Annotated in this window: 20 protein-coding genes; 11 read left to right on the forward strand and 9 right to left on the reverse strand. The window is 53.9% G+C overall.

Annotation, left to right across the window (positions count from 1 at the left end):
- The first annotated feature begins 231 nt into the window (after positions 1–231).
- A complete protein-coding gene (locus ACLHV8_RS20910; protein WP_028018064.1) occupies positions 232–891 on the forward strand; it encodes an HAD family hydrolase in 660 nt (219 codons plus the stop codon).
- Positions 892–935: 44 nt separating this feature from the next.
- Here the strand turns inward: ACLHV8_RS20910 and ACLHV8_RS20915 are convergent, their stop codons facing one another.
- The 3 genes from ACLHV8_RS20915 to ACLHV8_RS20925 form a co-directional block, all read right to left on the reverse strand.
- Positions 936–1961 carry a TerC/Alx family metal homeostasis membrane protein gene (locus ACLHV8_RS20915; RefSeq protein WP_028018065.1) on the reverse strand — a complete coding sequence of 342 codons (1026 nt, stop codon included), beginning with the start codon at positions 1959–1961 and terminating at the stop codon, positions 936–938.
- A 68-nt stretch (positions 1962–2029) separates the two neighbouring features.
- Positions 2030–2428 (reverse strand): potassium channel family protein, encoded by a 399-nt coding sequence (locus ACLHV8_RS20920; protein WP_108091141.1) that lies wholly within the window; start codon positions 2426–2428, stop codon positions 2030–2032.
- A gap of 109 nt (positions 2429–2537) precedes the next feature.
- Positions 2538–3731 carry an NAD(P)/FAD-dependent oxidoreductase gene (locus tag ACLHV8_RS20925; RefSeq protein ID WP_128348370.1) on the reverse strand — a complete coding sequence of 398 codons (1194 nt, stop codon included), beginning with the start codon at positions 3729–3731 and terminating at the stop codon, positions 2538–2540.
- A 228-nt stretch (positions 3732–3959) separates the two neighbouring features.
- Between ACLHV8_RS20925 and pitA the strand changes: the two genes are divergently transcribed.
- Entirely contained in the window at positions 3960–5459 is a 1500-nt protein-coding gene (gene pitA / locus ACLHV8_RS20930) for an inorganic phosphate transporter PitA (RefSeq protein WP_028018333.1), read from the forward strand.
- A gap of 84 nt (positions 5460–5543) precedes the next feature.
- A complete protein-coding gene (locus tag ACLHV8_RS20935; protein WP_208594520.1) occupies positions 5544–5951 on the forward strand; it encodes a hypothetical protein in 408 nt (135 codons plus the stop codon).
- A gap of 42 nt (positions 5952–5993) precedes the next feature.
- Here ACLHV8_RS20935 and uspB read toward each other — a convergent pair whose 3' ends face one another.
- The gene (gene uspB, locus ACLHV8_RS20940; RefSeq protein ID WP_028018336.1) at positions 5994–6329 is read right to left on the reverse strand and encodes a universal stress protein UspB; all 336 of its coding nucleotides are present in this window, start codon (positions 6327–6329) and stop codon (positions 5994–5996) included.
- 282 nt (positions 6330–6611) lie between these two features.
- Between uspB and uspA the strand changes: the two genes are divergently transcribed.
- Positions 6612–7049: a universal stress protein UspA gene (gene uspA, locus ACLHV8_RS20945; RefSeq protein ID WP_003861223.1), complete on the forward strand. Its 438-nt coding sequence runs from the start codon at positions 6612–6614 to the stop codon at positions 7047–7049.
- A 39-nt stretch (positions 7050–7088) separates the two neighbouring features.
- On the opposite strand, the gene rsmJ is transcribed toward uspA, so the two are convergent.
- Positions 7089–7841: a 16S rRNA (guanine(1516)-N(2))-methyltransferase RsmJ gene (gene rsmJ, locus ACLHV8_RS20950; protein WP_049005596.1), complete on the reverse strand. Its 753-nt coding sequence runs from the start codon at positions 7839–7841 to the stop codon at positions 7089–7091.
- Positions 7842–7848: 7 nt separating this feature from the next.
- Positions 7849–9891, reverse strand: a complete 2043-nt coding sequence (prlC, locus tag ACLHV8_RS20955) for an oligopeptidase A (protein ID WP_208594519.1) — start codon at positions 9889–9891, stop codon at positions 7849–7851.
- A gap of 177 nt (positions 9892–10068) precedes the next feature.
- Here prlC and ACLHV8_RS20960 point away from each other — a divergent pair, with 177 nt between their 5' ends.
- The 3 genes from ACLHV8_RS20960 (at position 10069) to ACLHV8_RS20970 (ending at position 14166) form a co-directional block, all read left to right on the forward strand.
- On the forward strand, positions 10069–10911 hold the full coding sequence (locus ACLHV8_RS20960) for a 23S rRNA (adenine(2030)-N(6))-methyltransferase RlmJ (protein WP_028018339.1): 843 nt from the start codon (positions 10069–10071) through the stop codon (positions 10909–10911).
- A 71-nt stretch (positions 10912–10982) separates the two neighbouring features.
- Complete coding sequence (gene gorA, locus ACLHV8_RS20965; protein ID WP_108091145.1) at positions 10983–12335, forward strand: glutathione-disulfide reductase; 1353 nt, start codon at positions 10983–10985, stop codon at positions 12333–12335.
- A 181-nt stretch (positions 12336–12516) separates the two neighbouring features.
- On the forward strand, positions 12517–14166 hold the full coding sequence (locus ACLHV8_RS20970; protein WP_208594556.1) for an alpha,alpha-trehalase: 1650 nt from the start codon (positions 12517–12519) through the stop codon (positions 14164–14166).
- Here the strand turns inward: ACLHV8_RS20970 and ACLHV8_RS20975 are convergent, their stop codons facing one another.
- Positions 14167–15756: an STY4199 family HEPN domain-containing protein gene (locus tag ACLHV8_RS20975; RefSeq protein ID WP_410377023.1), complete on the reverse strand. Its 1590-nt coding sequence runs from the start codon at positions 15754–15756 to the stop codon at positions 14167–14169.
- Between the two features lie 148 nt (positions 15757–15904).
- Between ACLHV8_RS20975 and ACLHV8_RS20980 the strand changes: the two genes are divergently transcribed.
- The gene (locus tag ACLHV8_RS20980; protein ID WP_049005588.1) at positions 15905–16444 is read left to right on the forward strand and encodes a GNAT family N-acetyltransferase; all 540 of its coding nucleotides are present in this window, start codon (positions 15905–15907) and stop codon (positions 16442–16444) included.
- Between the two features lie 71 nt (positions 16445–16515).
- Positions 16516–16854, forward strand: coding sequence for a lysozyme (locus ACLHV8_RS20985; protein WP_208594518.1), 339 nt, complete (start codon positions 16516–16518; stop codon positions 16852–16854).
- Here ACLHV8_RS20985 and ACLHV8_RS20990 read toward each other — a convergent pair.
- Both ACLHV8_RS20990 and ACLHV8_RS20995 read right to left on the reverse strand, forming a co-directional pair.
- Complete coding sequence (locus ACLHV8_RS20990) at positions 16833–17435, reverse strand: response regulator transcription factor (RefSeq protein ID WP_028018345.1); 603 nt, start codon at positions 17433–17435, stop codon at positions 16833–16835. The two genes, ACLHV8_RS20985 and ACLHV8_RS20990, sit on opposite strands and share 22 nt — an antisense overlap.
- Before the next feature lie 172 nt (positions 17436–17607).
- Positions 17608–18366 carry an SDR family NAD(P)-dependent oxidoreductase gene (locus ACLHV8_RS20995; RefSeq protein WP_208594555.1) on the reverse strand — a complete coding sequence of 253 codons (759 nt, stop codon included), beginning with the start codon at positions 18364–18366 and terminating at the stop codon, positions 17608–17610.
- Positions 18367–18485: 119 nt separating this feature from the next.
- Here ACLHV8_RS20995 and ACLHV8_RS21000 point away from each other — a divergent pair, with 119 nt between their 5' ends.
- Entirely contained in the window at positions 18486–19385 is a 900-nt protein-coding gene (locus tag ACLHV8_RS21000) for a LysR family transcriptional regulator (RefSeq protein ID WP_208594517.1), read from the forward strand.
- A 50-nt stretch (positions 19386–19435) separates the two neighbouring features.
- Complete coding sequence (yhjD, locus tag ACLHV8_RS21005) at positions 19436–20461, forward strand: inner membrane protein YhjD (RefSeq protein WP_410377024.1); 1026 nt, start codon at positions 19436–19438, stop codon at positions 20459–20461.
- The last annotated feature ends 105 nt before the right edge of the window (positions 20462–20566 follow it).

Below are 20566 nucleotides of genomic sequence, written 5' to 3' on the forward strand. Positions count from 1 at the left end.
AGGATCTGAGAGTGAATTATTCCTTACCTGTGGGGGCCAATGTTCCCCCGAAAAGTCTTTCAATGCGGCGATAATATAGACAGGGTATTTTTTAACCAATCTTTATCGAGGCCAAAAATGGACTCACTTTCAGATCGCAAGATCGATAAAAAAATGGTTGTGATGTAAGGACTGTCCAGGTAAAGCAGGTAAACTAATCAACAGAATGTGTATTTCAGCTAAGACGTATTTATGACCAATATGATTGCCGACGAGACGGTGGCAAAATCCAACGTGCTCTCTGTCTTTGACTTTGATGGAACATTAACGCACCACGACAGCTTTATCCCTTTCCTGCGTTTTGCCTTTGGTAAACGTTACTTCGCGGGCCGCCTGGTGCGTATGGCGCTGCCAACGCTCCACTGCGTGCGCCGCAAGCTGACGCGCGATGAGCTGAAAGAAGTGCTGATTAAAACGTTCCTGACAGGCGTGGATGAACACTGGTTACGCCAGCAGGCGGAAGCCTTTTGCGAAAAGTACTGGGATAAACTGATGCGTCCGGCTGGCGTGCTGGCCGTTGCTGCAGAGGTGAACTCCGGCGCGGAAGTGACAATCTGTTCCGCTTCTCCTGCCCTGGTGCTACAGCCGTGGGCTGACAAACTCGGCATTAAGCTGATTGGCACACAGCTGGAAGTGAAAAACGGTAAGCTGACAGGACGTATCACGGGCAATAACTGCCGCTGTGCTCAGAAAGTGGCAAGGCTGGAAAAGGTGTATGGCGATCTCAACGCGTATCACCTGCGCGCCTGGGGAGACACTCGCGGCGATCACGAACTGCTGGCAGCCGCGCAGGATCCACACTGGCGGCATTTCCATCACCCGCGTAAGCGTCGGAATTCACCGATTAAATAGCCTTTTCACCCTCTCCCCACGGGGCGAGGGTGAAAAGCGGTGCATCAGGCCTCACGTTTCCCAGGGAACATCACACTCGCAATAATGCCCAGCGCCAGCACGCCTAATACCACAAACAGGCTGGCCGTCGCGCCAATGCTGTAACCATGATGCCAGAAGTGGTCGGTTGCATTCAGACCCAGCTTGAAGGCCACGAAGAACAGTAACAACACCACGGCTTTCTCAAGGTGCACCAGATACTGTTTCAGCGCTTCCAGTACGAAATAGAGCGTACGCAGGCCGAGAATGGCGAACATCATGGCGCTATAGATAATCAGCGGTTCGCGACTCACGGCAATAATCGCCGGGACCGAGTCAAACGCGAACATCACGTCAGAAAGCTCCACAACCGCCACGCAGAGCAGCAGTGGTGTTGCGTAGCGCTTCGCCTTCTTCACGCGTCCAACCATCACGTCCTGGTTTTCCGGTTTTTCAAGTTCAGCATCGACCTCTTTCTGGGTCAGAATAAAGGCATTGCTGCTGATTTTCGGCCAGACAGGATAGAAACGTTTCACCAGGCGATAAGCGAGATGACCAGAGTAATCTTCCACTTCGTCACTCTCTTCATTGCGTTTGAGCATCATCACCGCTGTCCAGCCAACGACCAGCGCGAAAATCACTTCGACGTAAGGCCCCAGACTCAGCAGGCTTGTCCCAATGGCCACAAAGATGCCACGGAAAACAATCGCGCCCAGCACGCCCCAGTAAAGTACGCGGTGACGATACTTATCCGGCACACCAAACCAGGCAAAAATGGCCATCATTACAAACAGGTTATCGACAGAAAGCACCTCTTCAAGCGCGTAACCCGTGAGGAACAGACTTGCCATCTCGGCGCCGTGGTGAACATACAGGAATCCGGCGAACGCCATTGCCATCATGACCCAGAACAGGGACCACATGGCGGCACTTTTGAGCGAGATCGGTTTATCGTGACGGTGCATAAAGAGGTCGATAAACATCGCCCCTACGGCCATCACAACAAAGACAACAACGGTTTCCGTCGGGAAACCGAGATGAGCAGCAGACATACACAACACCATACAAACTGACATAAGCCAGTAACAGAAAAAGATCGTTACTTTAGCACACCCGTCGTTCAGGCGCTCATGCCACGCAAACGCTGCAGTACCGCCACCAGAACCGCCACAGACCAGCCCACCATTAGCGCGCCCACGAGCCCTTCCACACCGCCGATGAGCCGCCAGTTCTCGGGTAACGTGACGTCGCCGTACCCGACAGTGGCATAACTGACCAGTGAAAAGTAGAAACTGGTGTTCCAGTCATTAAATGCATCAATGACGAAATAAAACGCCGCAAATAGCCCGGCTTCAAGAAGATGGGCGAAAATCATGGAGATAACGATGCCGACATTACGTAAAACAATACGTACCGCAGAATCGACTTCTAATTTAATGAATTTTAAAACGCCAAACATCCACAGTGAATGGATCACCACGGTTAGGGTAAGCAAAATAATAATACTGAGTAGTTGCATGACGTGTGCTCTGACCAAAAAGAGTATGGCCCCGCGAACGCGGCGGGGCATCTGGTCGAAGCTTAGTTGAATGGAGAGAAAAAGTTGGTGCAATAATTGCGGGGCGTGATTATTTCTCTGCCAGCGCCTGAGCACATGCCCAGGCACTTGCCCATGCCCACTGGAAGTTGTACCCGCCAAGCCAGCCGGTGACGTCCATCACTTCGCCAATAAAATAGAGCCCCGGCACGTTGCGCGCTTCCATGGAGCGGGAAGAGAGTTCATTCGTGTCGACCCCGCCCAGCGTGACTTCTGCGGTGCGGTAGCCTTCCGTGCCGTTTGGCTGCACGCGCCAGTTTGTCAGCGTCTCCACCAGCGTCTCCTGCTCGCGGCTGTTAAGCTGCTTGAGCGAAACATCCGGGATCTGCCCCAGCACCTGCAAACATTCCACCAGACGCTTCGGCAGCTGCATTGCCAGGGTGTTTTTCAGGCTCTGATTCGGGTGCGCCACACGCTGCTCGTTGAGGAAGGCATCCAGATCGCAATCGGGAAGCAGGTTAACCGTGACAAACTCCCCCGGCTGCCAGTAGCTGGAGATCTGCAGTACCGCCGGGCCAGAGAGGCCGCGGTGAGTGAAGAGCAGGTTTTCGCGGAATACCGTACCATCTTCGGCGGTGATGACCGACGGAACCGAGACGCCAGAAAGTGTCTGGAGTTGTTCCAGCAGAGGTTTATGCAGCGTAAACGGCACCAGCCCCGCACGCGTTGGCAGCACCTTCAGGCCAAACTGCTCGGCAATCTTGTAGCCAAATGGCGAGGCACCCAGACCCGGCATAGAAAGACCACCGCTGGCGATCACCAGGCTGTCGGTGCTGACGGTTTCACCGTTGAGTTGCAGCGTGTAACCTTGCTCATCACGCGCAACGTCCAGCACTTCCGTGCGCAGGCGCATCGTTACACCGCCCTTCTCGCACTCGGCCACCAGCATATCGACAATCTGCTGCGCGGAATCGTCGCAGAACAGCTGACCCAACGTCTTCTCATGCCACGCAATACCGTGTTTACCCACGAGGTCGATAAAGTCCCACTGGGTGTAACGCGCCAGCGCAGATTTGCAAAAATGACGGTTTTGGCTCAAATAGGCCGCGGGTTCAACATACAGATTAGTAAAGTTGCAGCGCCCACCGCCAGACATCAGGATCTTACGGCCTGGTTTTTTACCGTTATCCAGTAACAGCACGCGACGACCCGCTTGTCCGGCCATCGCCGCACAAAACATACCCGCCGCACCGGCGCCAATGACCACGGCATCAAACCTTTCCACGTCAAAACCCTCTTTGTTCACTGCCGCGGATTGTAAAGTTTCCTCTGTGGTCACACCAGCGTAAAAAGATATTACAAAGCCATTTCATTGAAATTTAAAGAATATCCTTTCAGGCACTTTTCCCAAATCAGGTGGTATGTCAAAAAAAGTCTATATTTCACTTTGCCCGCCGTGCATTTGTCCTGGATAATGCGCCGCGTTCATGTCCTCAAAATGGCGTAACGTCCTATGCTACATTTGTTTGCCGGCCTGGATTTACATACCGGGCTTTTATTATTGCTTGCTCTGGTTTTTGTACTGTTTTACGAAGCGATCAACGGCTTCCACGACACTGCAAACGCAGTAGCAACGGTTATTTACACTCGCGCAATGCGATCGCAACTGGCGGTTGTTATGGCGGCGGTATTTAACTTTTTTGGTGTCCTCCTGGGCGGACTGAGCGTTGCATATGCCATTGTGCATATGTTGCCAACGGATCTGCTGCTTAACGTAAGTTCTGGCCATGGCCTCGCTATGGTGTTCTCAATGCTGCTTGCTGCAATTATCTGGAACCTCGGTACCTGGTATTTCGGCCTGCCTGCATCCAGTTCTCACACTCTCATCGGCGCGATTATCGGTATCGGGTTAACCAATGCCCTGATGACCGGTACATCGGTTGTTGATGCGTTAAACATCCCGAAAGTGCTGGGGATTTTTGCCTCGCTTATCGTCTCCCCAATTGTGGGTCTGGTGGTTGCAGGTGGATTAATTTTCATCCTGCGTCGTTACTGGAGCAACACGAAAAAGCGCTCCCGTATTCACCTGACTCCGGCAGAGCGTGAGAAGAAAGACGGTAAGAAAAAACCGCCATTCTGGACACGTATCGCTCTGATCATTTCTGCAATCGGCGTGGCTTTCTCACACGGTGCGAACGATGGTCAGAAAGGCATTGGTCTGGTGATGTTGGTTCTGATTGGCGTTGCGCCAGCAGGTTTCGTGGTTAACATGAATGCCTCCGGATACGAAATCACCCGTACCCGTGATGCGGTGAATAACGTCGAGATCTATTTCCAGCAGCATCCTGATCTTCTCAAGAAAGCGACCGGCGTTGACCAGTTGATTCCTTCTCCGGAAGCGGGCGCTACCACCGTACCAGGCGAGTTCCACTGCCATCCGGCAAACGCGATTAACGCGCTGGAACGTGCGAAAGGCATGCTGGGCACTATCGAGAGTTATGACAAACTGACCGTTGAACAGCGTGGTCAGCTGCGTCGCATTATGCTGTGCATCTCTGATGTGACGGATAAAGTGGCGAAGCTGCCTGACGTGAATGCTGATGACCAGCGTCTTCTGAAGAAACTGAAAGGCGATATGCTCAACACCATCGAGTACGCGCCAATCTGGATCATCATGGCAGTCGCGCTGGCGCTCGGTATCGGTACGATGATTGGCTGGCGTCGCGTGGCGACCACCATCGGCGAGAAGATCGGTAAGAAAGGCATGACCTATGCGCAGGGTATGTCCGCGCAGATGACGGCAGCCGTGTCTATCGGTCTGGCGAGCTATACCGGTATGCCAGTGTCTACCACCCACGTACTTTCTTCGTCCGTGGCAGGAACCATGATTGTTGACGGTGGCGGTTTGCAGCGCAAAACCGTGACCAACATTCTGATGGCCTGGGTATTCACTCTCCCGGCCTCTATCCTGTTGTCTGGCGGTTTGTACTGGATTTCGCTGAAGCTGATCTAATCAGTTGAAGGCGACAAAAAAGCGGGTCAGGAAACTGACCCGCTTTTTTTTGGAACCAACGCAATACCCTGGAAGGAATAGACTATGCCATTCAAAACGGCTATTAAATGGATTCATCGCCTTGTTACCGTTTCGCTTCTGGCTCTGGTCATTGGTTTTCTCTGGCTAAACCACCAACCTAATCAGCGAAACAACGATGAACTTCAGCGCGTTTATAAATTATCTGATAGCGTCTGGCTCTATATGACCGTGAACAATCAGGGTGGCGCAACCGTGCCAACAATCTACCGTTACTACCTCTCGGGGGAAATATCAGGGAATGATGCCGACGTTATCCATCAGCTTGCTATGAAGCATCCTGTTATTGAAGGTACAGGCACGATTACCACTGCCAGTATGGATACAAACGGGGAAGTGAAAATTACCTATAGCGGGAAAGTTATCTCAATTCAGGACAATATCTCAAATCTCCGGTTCTCAGTTACGCCCTGAACCAGATGAAATCAGGCGGGCTTACCCCGCCTGCTGTGAAGCTCAATGCCAAATCATCAATGCAACCATACTGACCACGACCAGACCACATAAGGCGCTGGTCAAAATGAACTGACGACGCAGGCGCTCGCAACGACGGATAAACTCTTCATCGTGATGATCGCGGTAGCGCTGGTAGTAGATGTATCCCACCAGACGCATCTGTTTGCTGGGCTGTCCATGCGAGGTGAAGAAACCTCCACCGTCCACATACTGATAAAGCAACGGATCGCAACCACGAAGTACCACCAACAGCGCACGTAACGATGAGAAGTAGCGCGCCATATTCACTATGCAAACCACACATAGCGCCCAAAACAATGCGACGGTGCTAATCATACATCCTCCCCGGCGTCCGCCCACGAAGCAAGGCTTCTGAGCTACCGCACCCCAATGCCCTGACAGACAGTTCAGTGAAAGAATGACCAAAATCGATCCGGTTCGCATTTTAAAATCCGAACGGCTCATTAAATAGTGTAGGAGATCCGTTTATTTTTTTGCCACAAGGTTAATCGTTATCAACACCAAAGCTTGAAAAATATGTTTAACTGGGCCGTAATAAAGTATCAGACGGCGGCATTCTCGTAATAGTCATCGATAACTTAAGGAAGGAGTAACACTATGGCTTACAAACACATTCTCATCGCGGTAGACCTCTCCCCGGAGAGCAAAGTACTGGTTGATAAAGCAGTATCCATGGCACGTCCCTACAACGCGAAAGTTTCTCTGATTCACGTTGATGTGAATTACTCCGACCTCTATACCGGTCTGATCGACGTCAATCTCGGCGATATGCAGAAACGCATCTCCGAAGAGACTCACCATGCTCTGAGCGAACTGTCGACTAACGCAGGTTATCCGATCACCGAAACCTTAAGCGGTAGCGGCGACCTGGGCCAGGTGCTGGTCGATGCAATTAAGAAATACGATATGGATCTGGTGGTATGCGGTCACCATCAGGACTTCTGGAGCAAGCTGATGTCTTCAGCGCGCCAGCTGATTAACACCGTTCACGTGGATATGCTGATTGTTCCACTGCGTGACGAAGAAGACGAATAAGTGCAAAATGCCCGGTAGCGCTAGCGCCACCGGGCTTTGTTATTCCGGCGTACCGGCATAAATATCAAACCGGTGCCCTTTGGTAGTCACCGCATTGGTCGTCGCAACGTCCGCCAGCGGCGGCGCATAGTCCGGGCGTTTCACTACCACACGCTTCGTCGCTAACTGGCGAGCAGGCCCCAGCAAACCATCTGCATCCAGGTCCGGACCCACGAGCGACTGAAACACACGCATCTCTTTTTTCACCAGCGCGCTTTTCTGCTTATGCGGGAACATCGGATCAAGATAGACCACCTGCGGGCGCGGGGTAATATCGGTCAGCGCCGTCAGGCTGGAGGCGTGGATCAGCTGCAAACGCTCCTGCAACCACGGGCCGATTTCCGGGTCTGCATAGCCACGCACCAGACCGTCGTCGAGTAGTGCGGCCACCACAGGATTCCGTTCCAGCATCCGCACATGACAACCCACGGATGCCAGCACAAACGCATCACGCCCTAACCCCGCCGTGGCATCCACCACATCCGGCAGATAGCTTCCCTTGATGCCGACCGCTTTGGCAACCGCTTCACCACGACCGCCACCAAACTTACGTCGGTGTGCCATCGCACCGCCAACAAAGTCGACAAAAATACCGCCGAGTTTTGGTTCGTCGCGCTTACGTAATTCGAGATGCTCTGGCGTCATCACCAGCGCCATCAGGTTTTCATCATCGTGCTCCAGCCCCCAGCGGGCGGCCAGAACAGATAAGGCGCCGTCTCCGGCGCCTGTTTCATCGACTAAGCAGATCTTCACGTAGCAATCAGCCTTTGATCCCGTAATGCTCCAGCATCGCATCCAGCTGCGGCTCGCGGCCACGGAAGCGTTTGAACAGCACCATAGGCTCTTCAGAACCGCCACGGGTCAGGATGTTATCGAGGAACGACTGGCCTGTTTCGCGGTTAAAAATCCCTTCCTCTTCGAAACGAGAGAAGGCATCTGCCGCCAGCACGTCGGCCCACAGGTAGCTATAGTAACCTGCCGCGTAGCCGCCTGCGAAGATGTGGCTGAACGCGTGCGGGAAGCGGCCCCAGGTTGGCCCAGGAATGACGGCAACCTGCTTTTTAATCTCAGCCAGGGTCTCGAGGATTTTAGCCCCCTGCTCCGGGCTGAACTCGGCGTGCAGGCGGAAATCGAACAGGCCGAATTCCAGCTGACGCAGGATAAACATCGCCGCCTGGTAGTTTTTCGCCGCCAGCATTTTATCCAGCAGTTCTTTCGGCAGCGGTTCGCCGGTCTCATAGTGACCAGAGATAAACGCCAGCGCGTCCGGCTCCCAGCACCAGTTTTCCATAAACTGGCTTGGCAGTTCGACCGCATCCCACGGTACGCCGCTGATCCCGGCCACGCCTGCGGTTTCGATGCGGGTCAGCATATGGTGCAGACCGTGGCCGAACTCGTGGAACAGGGTGATCACTTCGTCGTGGGTAAACAGCGCAGGTTTGCCATTCACCGGACGGTTGAAGTTACAGGTCAGATAAGCGACCGGCTTCTGCAGAGAACCGTCGGCTTTACGCATCTGGCCCACGCAGTCGTCCATCCACGCCCCGCCGCGTTTGTTCTCACGCGCGTAGAGATCGAGGTAGAAACTGCCGCGCAGCTCGTTCTTCTCGTCATACAGCTCGAAGAAACGTACGTCCGGATGCCAGACGTCAATGTCGGTACGTTCTTTTGCGGTGATGCCATAGATGCGTTTAACCACTTCGAACAGACCGTTAACGGCTTTGTTTTCCGGGAAGTACGGGCGCAACTGCTCATCGCTGATGCTGTAGAGGTGCTGCTTCTGTTTTTCGCTGTAGTAAGCGATGTCCCACGGCTGCAACTCGTCCACGCCGAACTCCGCCTTCGCGAAGGCACGCAGTTGTGCCAGCTCTTTCTCACCCTGTGGACGGGCGCGTTTGGCCAGGTCGGTTAGAAAATCGAGTACCTGCTGTGGATTTTCCGCCATTTTGGTGGCAAGGGATTTATCGGCATAGTTTTCAAAGCCCAGCAACTGCGCCAGCTCGTGACGCAGAGCCAGAATTTCAGCCATCACCGGGCTGTTGTCCCATTTACCGGCATTCGGCCCCTGGTCGGAGGCGCGGGTGCTGTAAGCGCGGTACATCTCTTCGCGCAACGCCTGGTTGTCGCAGTAGGTCATTACCGGCAGGTAGCTCGGGATATCCAGGGTTAACAGGAAACCTTCCTGCTCTTTCGCTTCGGCCTGCGCTTTTGCCGCCGCCAGCGCGCTTTCCGGCATCCCGGCCAACTGCGCTTCGTCGGTAATCAGCTTCGTCCAGCCCATGGTGGCGTCGAGCACGTTGTTGCTGTACTGATTGCCCAGTTCAGACAGGCGCGCGGCAATTTCACCGTAGCGGGTCTGCTTCTCTTTTGGCAGACCAATCCCGGACAGCTCAAAATCACGCAGGGCGTTATCGACCGATTTTTTCTGCGCCGTGTTCAGTTCAGCATAGTGGTCGCCGTCGCGCAGGTCGCGATACGCTTTGTAGAGCCCTTCGTGCTGGCCGACCCAGGTCCAGTACTCGGAGCGCAGCGGCAGGGTCTGTTCGTAGGCTTCGCGCAGTTCCGGGCTGTCTTTTACCGAGTTCAGGTGGCTCACCGGGGAGAGGATACGCCCCAGCACGTCGTACACTTCGTCCAGCGGCTGACACAGATTTTCCCAGGTGTACGGCGCGCCCTGCGCGACCACGCTTTCTACCGCCGCACGGCAGTTGTCCAGCGATTGCGTAACGGCTGGAACCACATGTTCAGGGAGGATTTTAGAAAATGGTGGCAACGAAAAAGGCGTCAGTAATGGATTGGTCATAAACGCTGTCCTGTTGAATAAGATGAATGAAGCGCGCATCCGGCGCTGTGCATATGGTCCAGTAATGGGGTTAAGTGTAGAGGATTTCAATGCCTGCGCTTACCGGGCTGACGGGTAATCTGTGCCGTTCTGCTGTAAACTGTGGCAAATCGTCATTTCAGCGGAATTTCATTACTCATGCTCAGTTATCGCCACAGCTTCCACGCAGGCAACCACGCCGATGTCCTCAAACACACCGTTCAGAGTCTGATCATCGAATCACTCAAAGAGAAAGAGAAGCCGTTTCTCTATCTGGACACCCACGCGGGCGCGGGGCGCTATCAGCTGAGCGGCGAACACGCCGAGCGTACCGGTGAATATCTGGAAGGGATCGCCCGCATCTGGCAGCAGGATGACCTGCCAGCAGAACTGGAACCCTACATCGGTGTAGTGAACCATTTCAACCGCAACGGCCAGCTGCGTTACTACCCAGGTTCTCCGCTGATTGCCCGTCAGCTGTTGCGCGAACAGGACAGCATCCAGTTGACCGAGCTGCACCCAAGTGATTTCCCGCTGTTGCGCGCTGAATTCCAGAAAGATAACCGCGCTCGCGTGGATAAAGCCGATGGCTATCAGCAGCTGAAAGCCAAATTGCCGCCGGTTTCCCGTCGCGGCCTGGTGCTGATCGACCCGCCGTACGAAATCAAAACCGACTATCAGGCGGTGGTGACCGGCATCCACGAAGGTTACAAGCGCTTTGCGACCGGTACCTATGCCCTGTGGTACCCGGTGGTACTGCGCGCGCAAATCAAACGCATGATCAAAGACCTGGAAGCGACCGGCATCCGTAAAATCCTGCAGATTGAACTGGCGGTACGCCCGGATAGCGACCAGCGCGGTATGACCGCCTCCGGTATGATTGTCATCAACCCGCCGTGGAAGCTCGAAGCGCAGATGAATAACGTGCTGCCGTGGCTGCACAAAACGCTGGTGCCAGCGGGTACAGGCCACGCCACCGTCAGTTGGATCGTGCCTGAGTAATCACAGCCATCGGTGGAACCTATTGATTTCAGGTATACAATCGCGGCAATTCACGATTAAGGATAAAAGCTATGACTAAGCATTATGACTACATCGCAATCGGCGGCGGCAGCGGCGGCATCGCCTCCATCAACCGTGCGGCCATGTATGGCCAGAAATGTGCGCTGATTGAAGCCAAAGAACTTGGCGGCACCTGCGTGAACGTGGGTTGTGTACCGAAGAAAGTGATGTGGCATGCGGCGCAGATCCGTGAAGCTATCCATATGTATGGCCCGGACTACGGCTTTGACACCACCATCAACCACTTCGACTGGGACAAACTGATCGCCAGCCGTACCGCCTACATCGACCGTATTCACACCTCGTACGACAACGTACTGGGTAAAAATAACGTCGACGTGATCCGTGGTTTTGCCCGCTTTGTGGACGCGAAAACGATCGAAGTGAACGGCGAGACGATCACTGCCGATCACATCCTGATCGCCACCGGCGGCCGTCCGAGCCACCCGAATATCCCGGGTGTGGAATACGGTATCGACTCCGACGGCTTCTTCGAACTGCCAGCCCTGCCAAAACGCGTTGCCGTGGTGGGCGCGGGTTACATTGCGGTTGAGCTTGCCGGCGTGATTAATGGTCTGGGTGCCGAAGCGCATCTGTTCGTGCGTAAACACGCACCGCTGCGTAGCTTTGACCCGCTGATCGTCGACACGCTGGTCGAAGTGATGAACGCCGAAGGCCCAACCCTGCACACCAACGCCGTACCAAAAGCGGTAGTGAAAAATGCAGACGGCAGCCTGACCCTGGAGCTGGAAGATGGCCGCAGCCAGACCGTCGATTGCCTGATCTGGGCGATTGGCCGTGAACCAGCGAACGATAACTTCAACCTGGCCGTCACGGGCGTGAAAACCAATGATAAAGGCTATATCGTCGTTGATAAGTTCCAGAACACCAGCGTACCGGGCATTTATGCTGTCGGTGATAACACCGGTGCGGTTGAGCTGACCCCGGTTGCCGTTGCAGCGGGTCGCCGTCTCTCCGAGCGTCTGTTTAACAACAAGCCGGAAGAGCATCTGGACTACAGTAATATCCCGACCGTGGTCTTCAGCCACCCGCCAATCGGCACCGTCGGCTTAACCGAGCCGCAGGCGCGCGAGCAGTATGGCGACGATCAGGTGAAAGTGTATAAATCCGCGTTTACCGCGATGTATACCGCTGTTACCTCTCACCGTCAGCCGTGTCGTATGAAGCTGGTGTGCGTTGGGCCAGACGAGAAGATTGTCGGTATTCACGGCATTGGCTTTGGCATGGATGAGATCCTGCAGGGCTTCGCGGTGGCGCTGAAGATGGGCGCAACGAAGAAAGACTTCGACAACACCGTGGCGATCCACCCGACGGCTGCGGAAGAGTTCGTGACCATGCGATAATCCTGAAGCCCCTCTCCGGAGGGGCTTTTTTTTAACATTCATACACCGTTGCAAAACGAATGCTCCGAAAATAGTGATCTAGCGCACATATTCCTCCCCATCTACCGAAGCGAATGTCTACGCTTTAAAGACACCCGGAAGAACAATCTCTTTGAACACACAACCGGAGGTCCTTATCACCATGTTCAACCAGAAGACACAGGCTACCGAGAACATCGAATTCGGGATTGAAGAAGAGCTGCGCTACGAGACCGATCCCTGTGAGTTGAAACTGGATGAAATGATTGAAGCGGAGCCGGAACCCGAGATGATCGAAGGGCTACCCGCCTCTGATGCCCTGACGCCCGCCGATCGCTATCTTGAACTGTTCGAACACGTGCAGTCTTCACGGCTGTTTGCAGACAGCAAAACCTTCCCCGACTGCGCGCCGAAGATGGACCCACTGGATATTCTGATCCGCTACCGCAAGGTCAAACGCCACCGGGATTTCGACCTGCGCCAGTTTGTGGAGAACCACTTCTGGTTGCCTGAGACTTACAGCACAGAATATGTCTCCGACCCCGGCCTTTCGTTAAAAGAGCACATCGACAGTCTGTGGCCAGTGCTAACGCGTGAGCCACAGGATCATATTCCCTGGTCATCCCTGCTGGCACTGCCGCAAGCGTATATCGTACCTGGCGGCCGATTCAGCGAGACCTATTACTGGGACTCTTATTTCTCCATGCTGGGGTTGGCCGAGAGTGGCCGGAACGATCTGCTGAAATGTATGGCGGATAACTTCGCCTGGCTAATCGAACGCTACGGTCATATTCCGAACGGCAACCGCACCTATTATCTCAGCCGCTCCCAGCCCCCCGTTTTTGCCCTGATGGTTGAGCTGTTCGAGGAGGACGGCGTGCGCGGGGCGAAGCGTTACCTTGAACACCTCAAAATGGAGCACGCCTTCTGGATGGACGGCGCTGAGTCATTGCTGCTTAATCAGGCCTACCGCAGTGCGGTACGTATGCCGGATGGTTCCCTTCTCAACCGCTACTGGGACGATCGTGACACACCGCGTGACGAATCGTGGATTGAGGATGTGGAGACGGCCCGCCACTCGGGTCGTCCGCCCAATGAGGTGTATCGCGACCTGCGTGCGGGAGCGGCGTCAGGCTGGGATTATTCGTCCCGCTGGCTGCGCGATCCGTCACGGCTCGCCAGCATCCGCACGACGCAGTTTATCCCCATCGATCTGAACGCCTTCCTGTTCAAGCTGGAAAGCGCAATTGCCAATATCTCGGCATCGAAAGGAGATAAAGAAACCGCCGACCTGTTCCGCCAGAAAGCCAGCGATCGCCGAGAGGCGGTGAACCGCTATCTGTGGGATGAGGAGAGCGGCTGTTTCCGCGATTATGACTGGAGACGCGAGGAAAAGGCGCTGTTCTCAGCAGCCAGCATTGTGCCTCTGTATGTGGGTATGGCAACCCATGAGCAGGCCGAACGCCTGTCTGATGCGGTCAAAGCGCGGCTCCTGACCCCTGGCGGTATTCTCGCCACCGAGTATGAAACCGGCGAACAGTGGGATAAACCCAACGGCTGGGCCCCGCTGCAATGGATGGCAATTCAGGGGTTCAAGCAGTACGGAAATGATTCGCTAGGGGATGAGATCGCCTGGAGCTGGTTGCATACAGTCAATCATTTTTATAAGACGCATCATAAGCTGATTGAGAAGTACCACATCGCCAGCAGTACGCCAAGCGAAGGGGGCGGTGGTGAATACCCCCTGCAGGATGGCTTTGGCTGGACGAACGGCGTGGTGCGACGGCTGATTGGGTTGTATGGGGAACCTTAATCAGCGAATCACCTCATAAATGGCGGTCTGGATGGACTGCCATTTTTTCGTGGTGGCATCCGGTTGTGACTGCGCACGACGGGTCGCCATATCAAGATCGTGCTGCTGGCGTTTCACCACGGCTGGCACAGTACAGAATGCTTTCAGATACTCTTTACGTTTTGACGTCAGAGGCTCGCCATTCGACATGGCGTGGCTGAGCGTATTGATAAAGCGACGGCACGGCTTCTCTTCGACCATGTTCTGCCGGTAGCGTAACATCAGCTCCAGCACGTCGTCATAACCTGCCGACATCGCCTCTTCGGTCCATGACAGCTTCCAGTCCATGCCGCCCTGCAAAAACAGCTGGGTCACGCGGGTATCGTTGCGGTTAATGGCCGAACGGAAATTATTCTCGTCCCAGGTCACGCCCATGCGCGTCAGCGTTTCACGCGAGGAAGGCGTCTCACGCATTTCCTGTGGAGGCGCTGTTTCTGCGGCACTGACGGTTGCAGGCTGTGGTTTACCACTGGTCACCAGCCAGAAGCCCCCTGCCACGATGGCAATCACCATGACGCCAACCGCCCCCCATAACGCACCAGAAATAAGCTGCTCGCGTTGTTCTGGGGTGCGCGGTGCGCGCTGGGTCGGCTTTTCAATGGTGTCACGAACTTCAAACAGATCCCCGCCAGTGACCCGATCCATTTTCTGCGCCTTTTCCCAGAAGGTATGCAATTCGCTGGCATCTACCGCCATTAACCCCGTCGGATTTACGCGGGTTCTCCCCTCTTCAAACGCACGCTGAACCGGTCGGCTGATCTGCGTGTAATAGTTATCCAGCAGCTGAATTTGCGCCGAACTTAATGTTTTCTGAACCGTGATGTTGTTGCGGATTTGCCGAATGTCATCGAGGAAGGTTTGCAGCGTTTTACGCGGTTCCACCAGCAGCGTCAGCATGGACGGGTCACTGAATAGCGAAGCGTAATAGCGGCTGAACTCTTTTTTATCCACCAGCATCTGCGCCAGTTCACTGAACATCATGCCGCTCAGGACATCGTTAATCTCGCCAAGCTTCAACCAGCGTCTTACCCGGTCGGCGTTAAAAAGCGTCTTAAGATGGTTATTCAACCGCACCTGATCGGGCCAGGCCTGCTGGATGAGCCCTTTTAACATCAGCTCAATCGCACGCACCTGTTTGTGCGCCTGTTGCTGCTGGAGTTCACTGCCCGGAGCCAGTTCAGTGCTGTAGGTCAGAAGCGGCTGCTGCAGACGAAGGTGTTCCAGCGCAGTCACAAACCGCATTGCCGCAATCAGCTGGTTTTCACTCACATCCTGTCCGCTTTCATACTGCGGCACGCGCTGCTGCAGCAGGCGCAATTGCAGCGTAAATTCCGACATCTCGGCATCATTCAGATTGAGCTTCTTCGCAACGGCCCCCCAGCCCCCCAGAGCTAATCGCGCGCTGTCCAGTTGTTCAAGAAACCAGCGTGGATCTTTGCCCTCAGAAGCATGTACATTCAGAAGAAGCAAAATTTCCACAGACGCCTGGCGAATGACCGCCAGACAGTGTTCGAACTGTTCGCGAACGTGATGTGATGTACTGAGAGCCATTGTTTTCCTTAAGCGCCAACGAAGACATCCGGAATGGGCACGTAACTGCCGTTTTTCTTTTTATTTATACGAGGTTAACCATACCTGACTTTCTATTGAAATAAAGTGACAACCCTAAAATCATTTAAAAAGTGTCAGGAGAATCTGAATGCCTGTTTTAAACACCCCACGCCTTAGCTGCTCGCCCCTGCAGGAACATGACTGGCCCTTTTTTCTGGCATTACAGCAACATCCTGATGTCATGCGCTTTGTTGCGCAAGATCGCCCTGTAGCAGAGATCCGCGAGGCTTTTGACGCTCGTCTGACGCCATGGACACCTGGCAGCACACACTGGCTTTGTCTCGTCGTGCGTGATGCCACCACCCGAACGGCGCTGGGCGTCACCGGGTATATTCATCGGGAGGAGGATTGTGCTGAAGTGGGTTTTCTTTTTGAGCCCGCGGCGCAGGGGAAAGGTTACGGCTTCGAATCCCTGCAGGCACTTTGTGACTATGCCTTCCGTCAAGGGGGGATTCGCCGGCTGACCGCGACCGTCACTGCGGGGAATGTCGCCTCAAGGCGCCTGCTGGAAAAAGCCCATTTTCGTCTGGAAGGTGAGTTACGCGAGAGCTATTACCTTGCCGGATGCTGGCATAATGACTGGTTGTTCGGTTTATTGAGGCAGGAATACCTGAGCAATAACGCCTGATCAACAGCCATTTGGCGGATATTTCTCTGACGTTGATTCCTCTACAGTGTCGCTATTAAGAGGACACAAATATGAAAGGTCATGCACTGAAAATATCGGATGCCGCCATTGCGCTAATAAAAAACCATCAGGGACTTTCACTGGCGAAATATCGTGACGAAAACGGCTTATGGGTTATTGGTTATGGCCACGTTATCCGCGACCGGGAAACATTTAACGGTCTGATCACCCCTTCTGAGGCAGAATATTTGCTTCATAAGGAAATTCAGTTATGTGAGAGGATGCTGCGGGAAAATATGGCTCGGCCCTTAACCCAACAGCAGCATGACGCACTGGTGCTAATGCTATTCAGCTTCGGTGAGACGTCCTCGCTCCCGCAAGCGGTTTTTCAGACCGTCGCTCGCGTATAATACATAGCCGCCTGCGTTCTGTTTTTAACATCCAGTCGACGGAAAAGCGCTTCCAGATGCGCTTTTACCGTGGCCGCACTGATGTTGAGATTGCGTCCAATCTCTTTATTCGATTCCCCCGCGGCCAGCAATTTCAGAACTTCGCGCTGGCGTTCGCTCAGAGATAATAAGGCCTGAGATGACGACGGCTGTTTAACCCACTCTCCGGGAAAACAGACCATCCCTCTTGACACCGAATCCAGCACGGCGGAAAACCGTTCTGGGCTCGCCTTGCGGGGAATAATGGCCATGACGTTTCGCTGCAACAACTGCTCAACCCATCGGGCCTCTTTTTTCGCTAACACCATGACCACGGATATCGCCGGGAAGCGAGTCATGAGCGCTTCCAGCCATGCGATCTCGTCATCCTGAATTAAATTTCCGTCAATCATGACGATAGCAGACGGTGACGCTGACACCTGAGCCCATAAATCTTCTGCCTGACAGGTTCCTGTTATATTTATTTCTGGAATTAACGTCTGAAGACTGTGTATCACTCCATGAATAAATATTGACTGCCTGTCAAACATGATCACTCGCATCGTTTTTCCCCTCTGAGAATAGCGAAGGGGGATTCTACAGAGGCGTTATTTAAGAAAAAACTCAATGAATGGGGACGTTACAAATCCCCCCGTTTTCTTTATATCTGTCAGTATTTGGACACATTAATGTTGAGGATTTCCTTAAGAGGTTCCTTCCCCTTAAGAATAGGCATCACAGGAACATTCCGCCTGATACTTCAATACGTTGTGCGTTCATCCAGCCCAGTTTATCGCTAAGCAGGGCCGCAATGGCATCGCCAATATCATCCGGTAGCCCCACCCGACCCAGGGCGGTCTGTGAAGCCAGCATCTGATTCAACTGCGCGTTGTCACGCACGCGTCCACCGCCAAAGTCCGTTTCTATCGCGCCGGGAGCAATGATGTTGACGGTGATCCCGCGCGCGCCCAACTCTTTCGCCTGATAACGGGTCAGCACTTCCATCGCCCCTTTCATGGCAGCATAGGTCCCTGAACCTGGCTGAGTAAAACGAGCCAGTCCACTGGAAACATTGAGGATCCGTCCCCCGTCATTAAGCAATGGCAGCAGGCGCTGTGTCAGGAAAAACGGCCCTTTGAAATGGATGTTTAACGCCTCATCAAACTGAGCTTCCGTTGTGTCGGTATAGGGCGCGTATAACCCCGTTCCGGCATTGTTTAATAAATAATCAAAGGTGTCACACTGCCAGACGGTGTTAAGGGTTTCCTGAAGCTGCCGGGCAAAATGGTCGAAACTGGCGATATCCCCGACGTTGAGCTGTAATGCTGCTGCTCTGACACCTTTTCCCTGAATTTCGCGTACAACATCCTGTGCTTCCTGCTCACTGCGGTGATATGTCAGGATAATTCCCGTCCCCTCTGCCGCCAGCTTTAAAGCCGCGTTTTTACCCAGTCCACGGCTACCACCCGTCACTAATGCGATACGTTCAGTCATCATAAACCTCGTTTTGGCTGTTATGGAGATTGAGAAAGAGCTTATTAGGTGATAGAAAATCAATAAAGATGGGATAAAACGCTTCACTGTTTCAACCGCAACAACAATGAGCTTCGTCTATGGATAAAATTCACGCAATGCAGTTGTTTGTCCGCGTCGCGGAACTGGAGAGTTTTTCCCGCGCGGCAGAAACATTAACGCTGCCAAAAGGCAGCGTTTCTCGGCAAATTCAGGCGCTGGAAAACCGGCTTGGCACCCAGCTGTTGCACCGCACCACGCGTCGCGTCAGCCTGACGCAGGACGGCATGGTCTATTACGAGCGGGCAAAAGATCTGCTGGCAAACCTTGATGAACTCGACGGAATGTTTCAGCACGACCCCTCCAGCATCAGCGGGCGGTTACGCGTGGATATGCCCGTCGCCGTTGCGCGAAATTTAGTCATACCAAAACTGCCTGCTTTTCTGCAGCACTATCCCGGTATCGAACTGGAACTCAGCAGCAGCGATCGTCTGGTGGATGTGATCCGTGAAGGGTTTGATTGCGTGGTACGCGTCGGTACACTGAAGGATTCAGGGCTTATCGCGCGTCCGCTGGGCAAGCTGACGGTGATTAACTGCGCCAGCCCGGATTATCTGGCGCGTTTTGGCTACCCGGAAACGCTGGACGATTTAGGCTCACACGCCGTTATTCATTATGCCGCCATGCTGGGAACCCGCCCGCAGGGCTTTGAGTTTTATAGCGGCAGTGCGACGCAGTGGATAAAAACGGGCGGGGTGTTAACCGTCAACAGTACGGAAACTTACCAGGCGGCCTGCCTCGCCGGGCTGGGCATTATTCAGGTTCCGCGGGTTGGCGTGCGCGATTTACTGCGCGCGAAGAAACTGGTTGAGATCCTCCCACAATACCGGGCCGAACCGATGCCTGTCTCTCTGATTTATCCCCATCGCCGTAACCTCTCCCGCCGGGTACATCTGTTCATGGAGTGGCTTACCGAACTCACAAAAGCTTACGTAGATTAGCCACAAGCTATAATTCAATCACATCCAGCCAAACGAAAAGGAAAAGACGCGTGACGCAGGAAAACAACCCGCAACGACCCACCCAACAGTTAGATTACGATCCCATCAAAAAGATGGAAACCGGGCCCGAAGAGGCCAAATCGCCAGGCACCGCCAGCAAAGCGCTGGGAACCGTCACCGGTATCGCCGCAAGAATTCAGCAGTTTCCCATGGTGGCGCATCTGATACGCGCGGCCGAACGCTTCAATGACCGCATGGGAAACCAGTTTGGTGCCGCCATCACCTATTTTTCCTTCCTGTCGATGATCCCGATCCTGATGGTGTCGTTTGCGGCGGCCGGTTTCGTGCTCGCGTCGCACCCAACGCTGCTTCAGGATATCTTCGCTAAGATCCTGAATAACGTCAGCGATCCGACTCTCGCCAGTACGCTCAAAAGCACCATCAATACTGCCGTCCAACAGCGTACCACCGTCGGTATCGCTGGCTTGCTGATTGCCCTTTACTCCGGCGTTAACTGGATGGGCAACCTGCGCGAGGCCATTCGCGCCCAGTCGCGCGAGGTGTGGGAGCGTAAGCCTCAGGATCAGGAAAAAATCTGGATTAAGTATATTCGTGACTTTGTTTCGCTGATTGGCCTGCTTGTCGCACTCATCGTCACGCTCTCGATTACCTCTGTTGCTGGCTCCGCGCAGCAGATGATTATCTCCGCGCTTTATCTCGATTATATCGAGTGGCTGAAACCCGCCTGGCGCGGCATTGGTCTGGCAATTTCCATCTTCGCTAACTACCTGCTGTTCTTTTGGATCTTCTGGCGCCTGCCGCGTCATCGTCCGCGCAAGAAGGCGCTGATCCGTGGAACATTGATTGCGGCGATAGGCTTTGAGGTGATCAAAATTGTGATGACCTGGACCCTGCCGGCGCTGGTTAAATCCCCTTCTGGCGCGGCGTTTGGTTCAGTACTGGGGTTGATGGCGTTCTTCTACTTCTTCGCCCGCCTGACGCTGTTCTGCGCAGCGTGGATTGCCACCGCCCAGTACAAAGATGACCCAAGGATGCCGGGGAAAACGCATCGGTAATACCTCTCCCGGGCTGAAATCTCAGCCCGATTCATCATTTCAGCATATAAATCCAGTCCGTAACTTTTATTTAACCGAAAACCAGTTTAATTGACTGATATTTAA

This window comes from Enterobacter sp. CPE_E863 (assembly GCF_046521465.1).
GTDB lineage: Bacteria > Pseudomonadota > Gammaproteobacteria > Enterobacterales > Enterobacteriaceae > Enterobacter > Enterobacter adelaidei.

Excerpts from the sequence above, each read along its gene's own strand:
- ACLHV8_RS20910 (WP_028018064.1), top strand. The coding sequence starts at position 232 with ATGACCAATATGATTGCCGACGAGACGGTGGCAAAATCCAACGTGCTC.
- ACLHV8_RS20970 (WP_208594556.1), top strand. The coding sequence starts at position 12,517 with ATGTTCAACCAGAAGACACAGGCTACCGAGAACATCGAATTCGGGATT.
- ACLHV8_RS20990 (WP_028018345.1), bottom strand. The coding sequence starts at position 17,435 with ATGCGAGTGATCATGTTTGACAGGCAGTCAATATTTATTCATGGAGTG.
- pitA (WP_028018333.1), top strand. The coding sequence starts at position 3,960 with ATGCTACATTTGTTTGCCGGCCTGGATTTACATACCGGGCTTTTATTA.
- prlC (WP_208594519.1), bottom strand. The coding sequence starts at position 9,891 with ATGACCAATCCATTACTGACGCCTTTTTCGTTGCCACCATTTTCTAAA.
- ACLHV8_RS20935 (WP_208594520.1), top strand. The coding sequence starts at position 5,544 with ATGCCATTCAAAACGGCTATTAAATGGATTCATCGCCTTGTTACCGTT.
- ACLHV8_RS20995 (WP_208594555.1), bottom strand. The coding sequence starts at position 18,366 with ATGACTGAACGTATCGCATTAGTGACGGGTGGTAGCCGTGGACTGGGT.
- ACLHV8_RS20915 (WP_028018065.1), bottom strand. The coding sequence starts at position 1,961 with ATGTCTGCTGCTCATCTCGGTTTCCCGACGGAAACCGTTGTTGTCTTT.
- ACLHV8_RS20960 (WP_028018339.1), top strand. The coding sequence starts at position 10,069 with ATGCTCAGTTATCGCCACAGCTTCCACGCAGGCAACCACGCCGATGTC.
- ACLHV8_RS20975 (WP_410377023.1), bottom strand. The coding sequence starts at position 15,756 with ATGGCTCTCAGTACATCACATCACGTTCGCGAACAGTTCGAACACTGT.
- ACLHV8_RS20920 (WP_108091141.1), bottom strand. The coding sequence starts at position 2,428 with ATGCAACTACTCAGTATTATTATTTTGCTTACCCTAACCGTGGTGATC.
- ACLHV8_RS21000 (WP_208594517.1), top strand. The coding sequence starts at position 18,486 with ATGGATAAAATTCACGCAATGCAGTTGTTTGTCCGCGTCGCGGAACTG.
- ACLHV8_RS20980 (WP_049005588.1), top strand. The coding sequence starts at position 15,905 with ATGCCTGTTTTAAACACCCCACGCCTTAGCTGCTCGCCCCTGCAGGAA.
- ACLHV8_RS20985 (WP_208594518.1), top strand. The coding sequence starts at position 16,516 with ATGAAAGGTCATGCACTGAAAATATCGGATGCCGCCATTGCGCTAATA.
- uspA (WP_003861223.1), top strand. The coding sequence starts at position 6,612 with ATGGCTTACAAACACATTCTCATCGCGGTAGACCTCTCCCCGGAGAGC.
- gorA (WP_108091145.1), top strand. The coding sequence starts at position 10,983 with ATGACTAAGCATTATGACTACATCGCAATCGGCGGCGGCAGCGGCGGC.
- uspB (WP_028018336.1), bottom strand. The coding sequence starts at position 6,329 with ATGATTAGCACCGTCGCATTGTTTTGGGCGCTATGTGTGGTTTGCATA.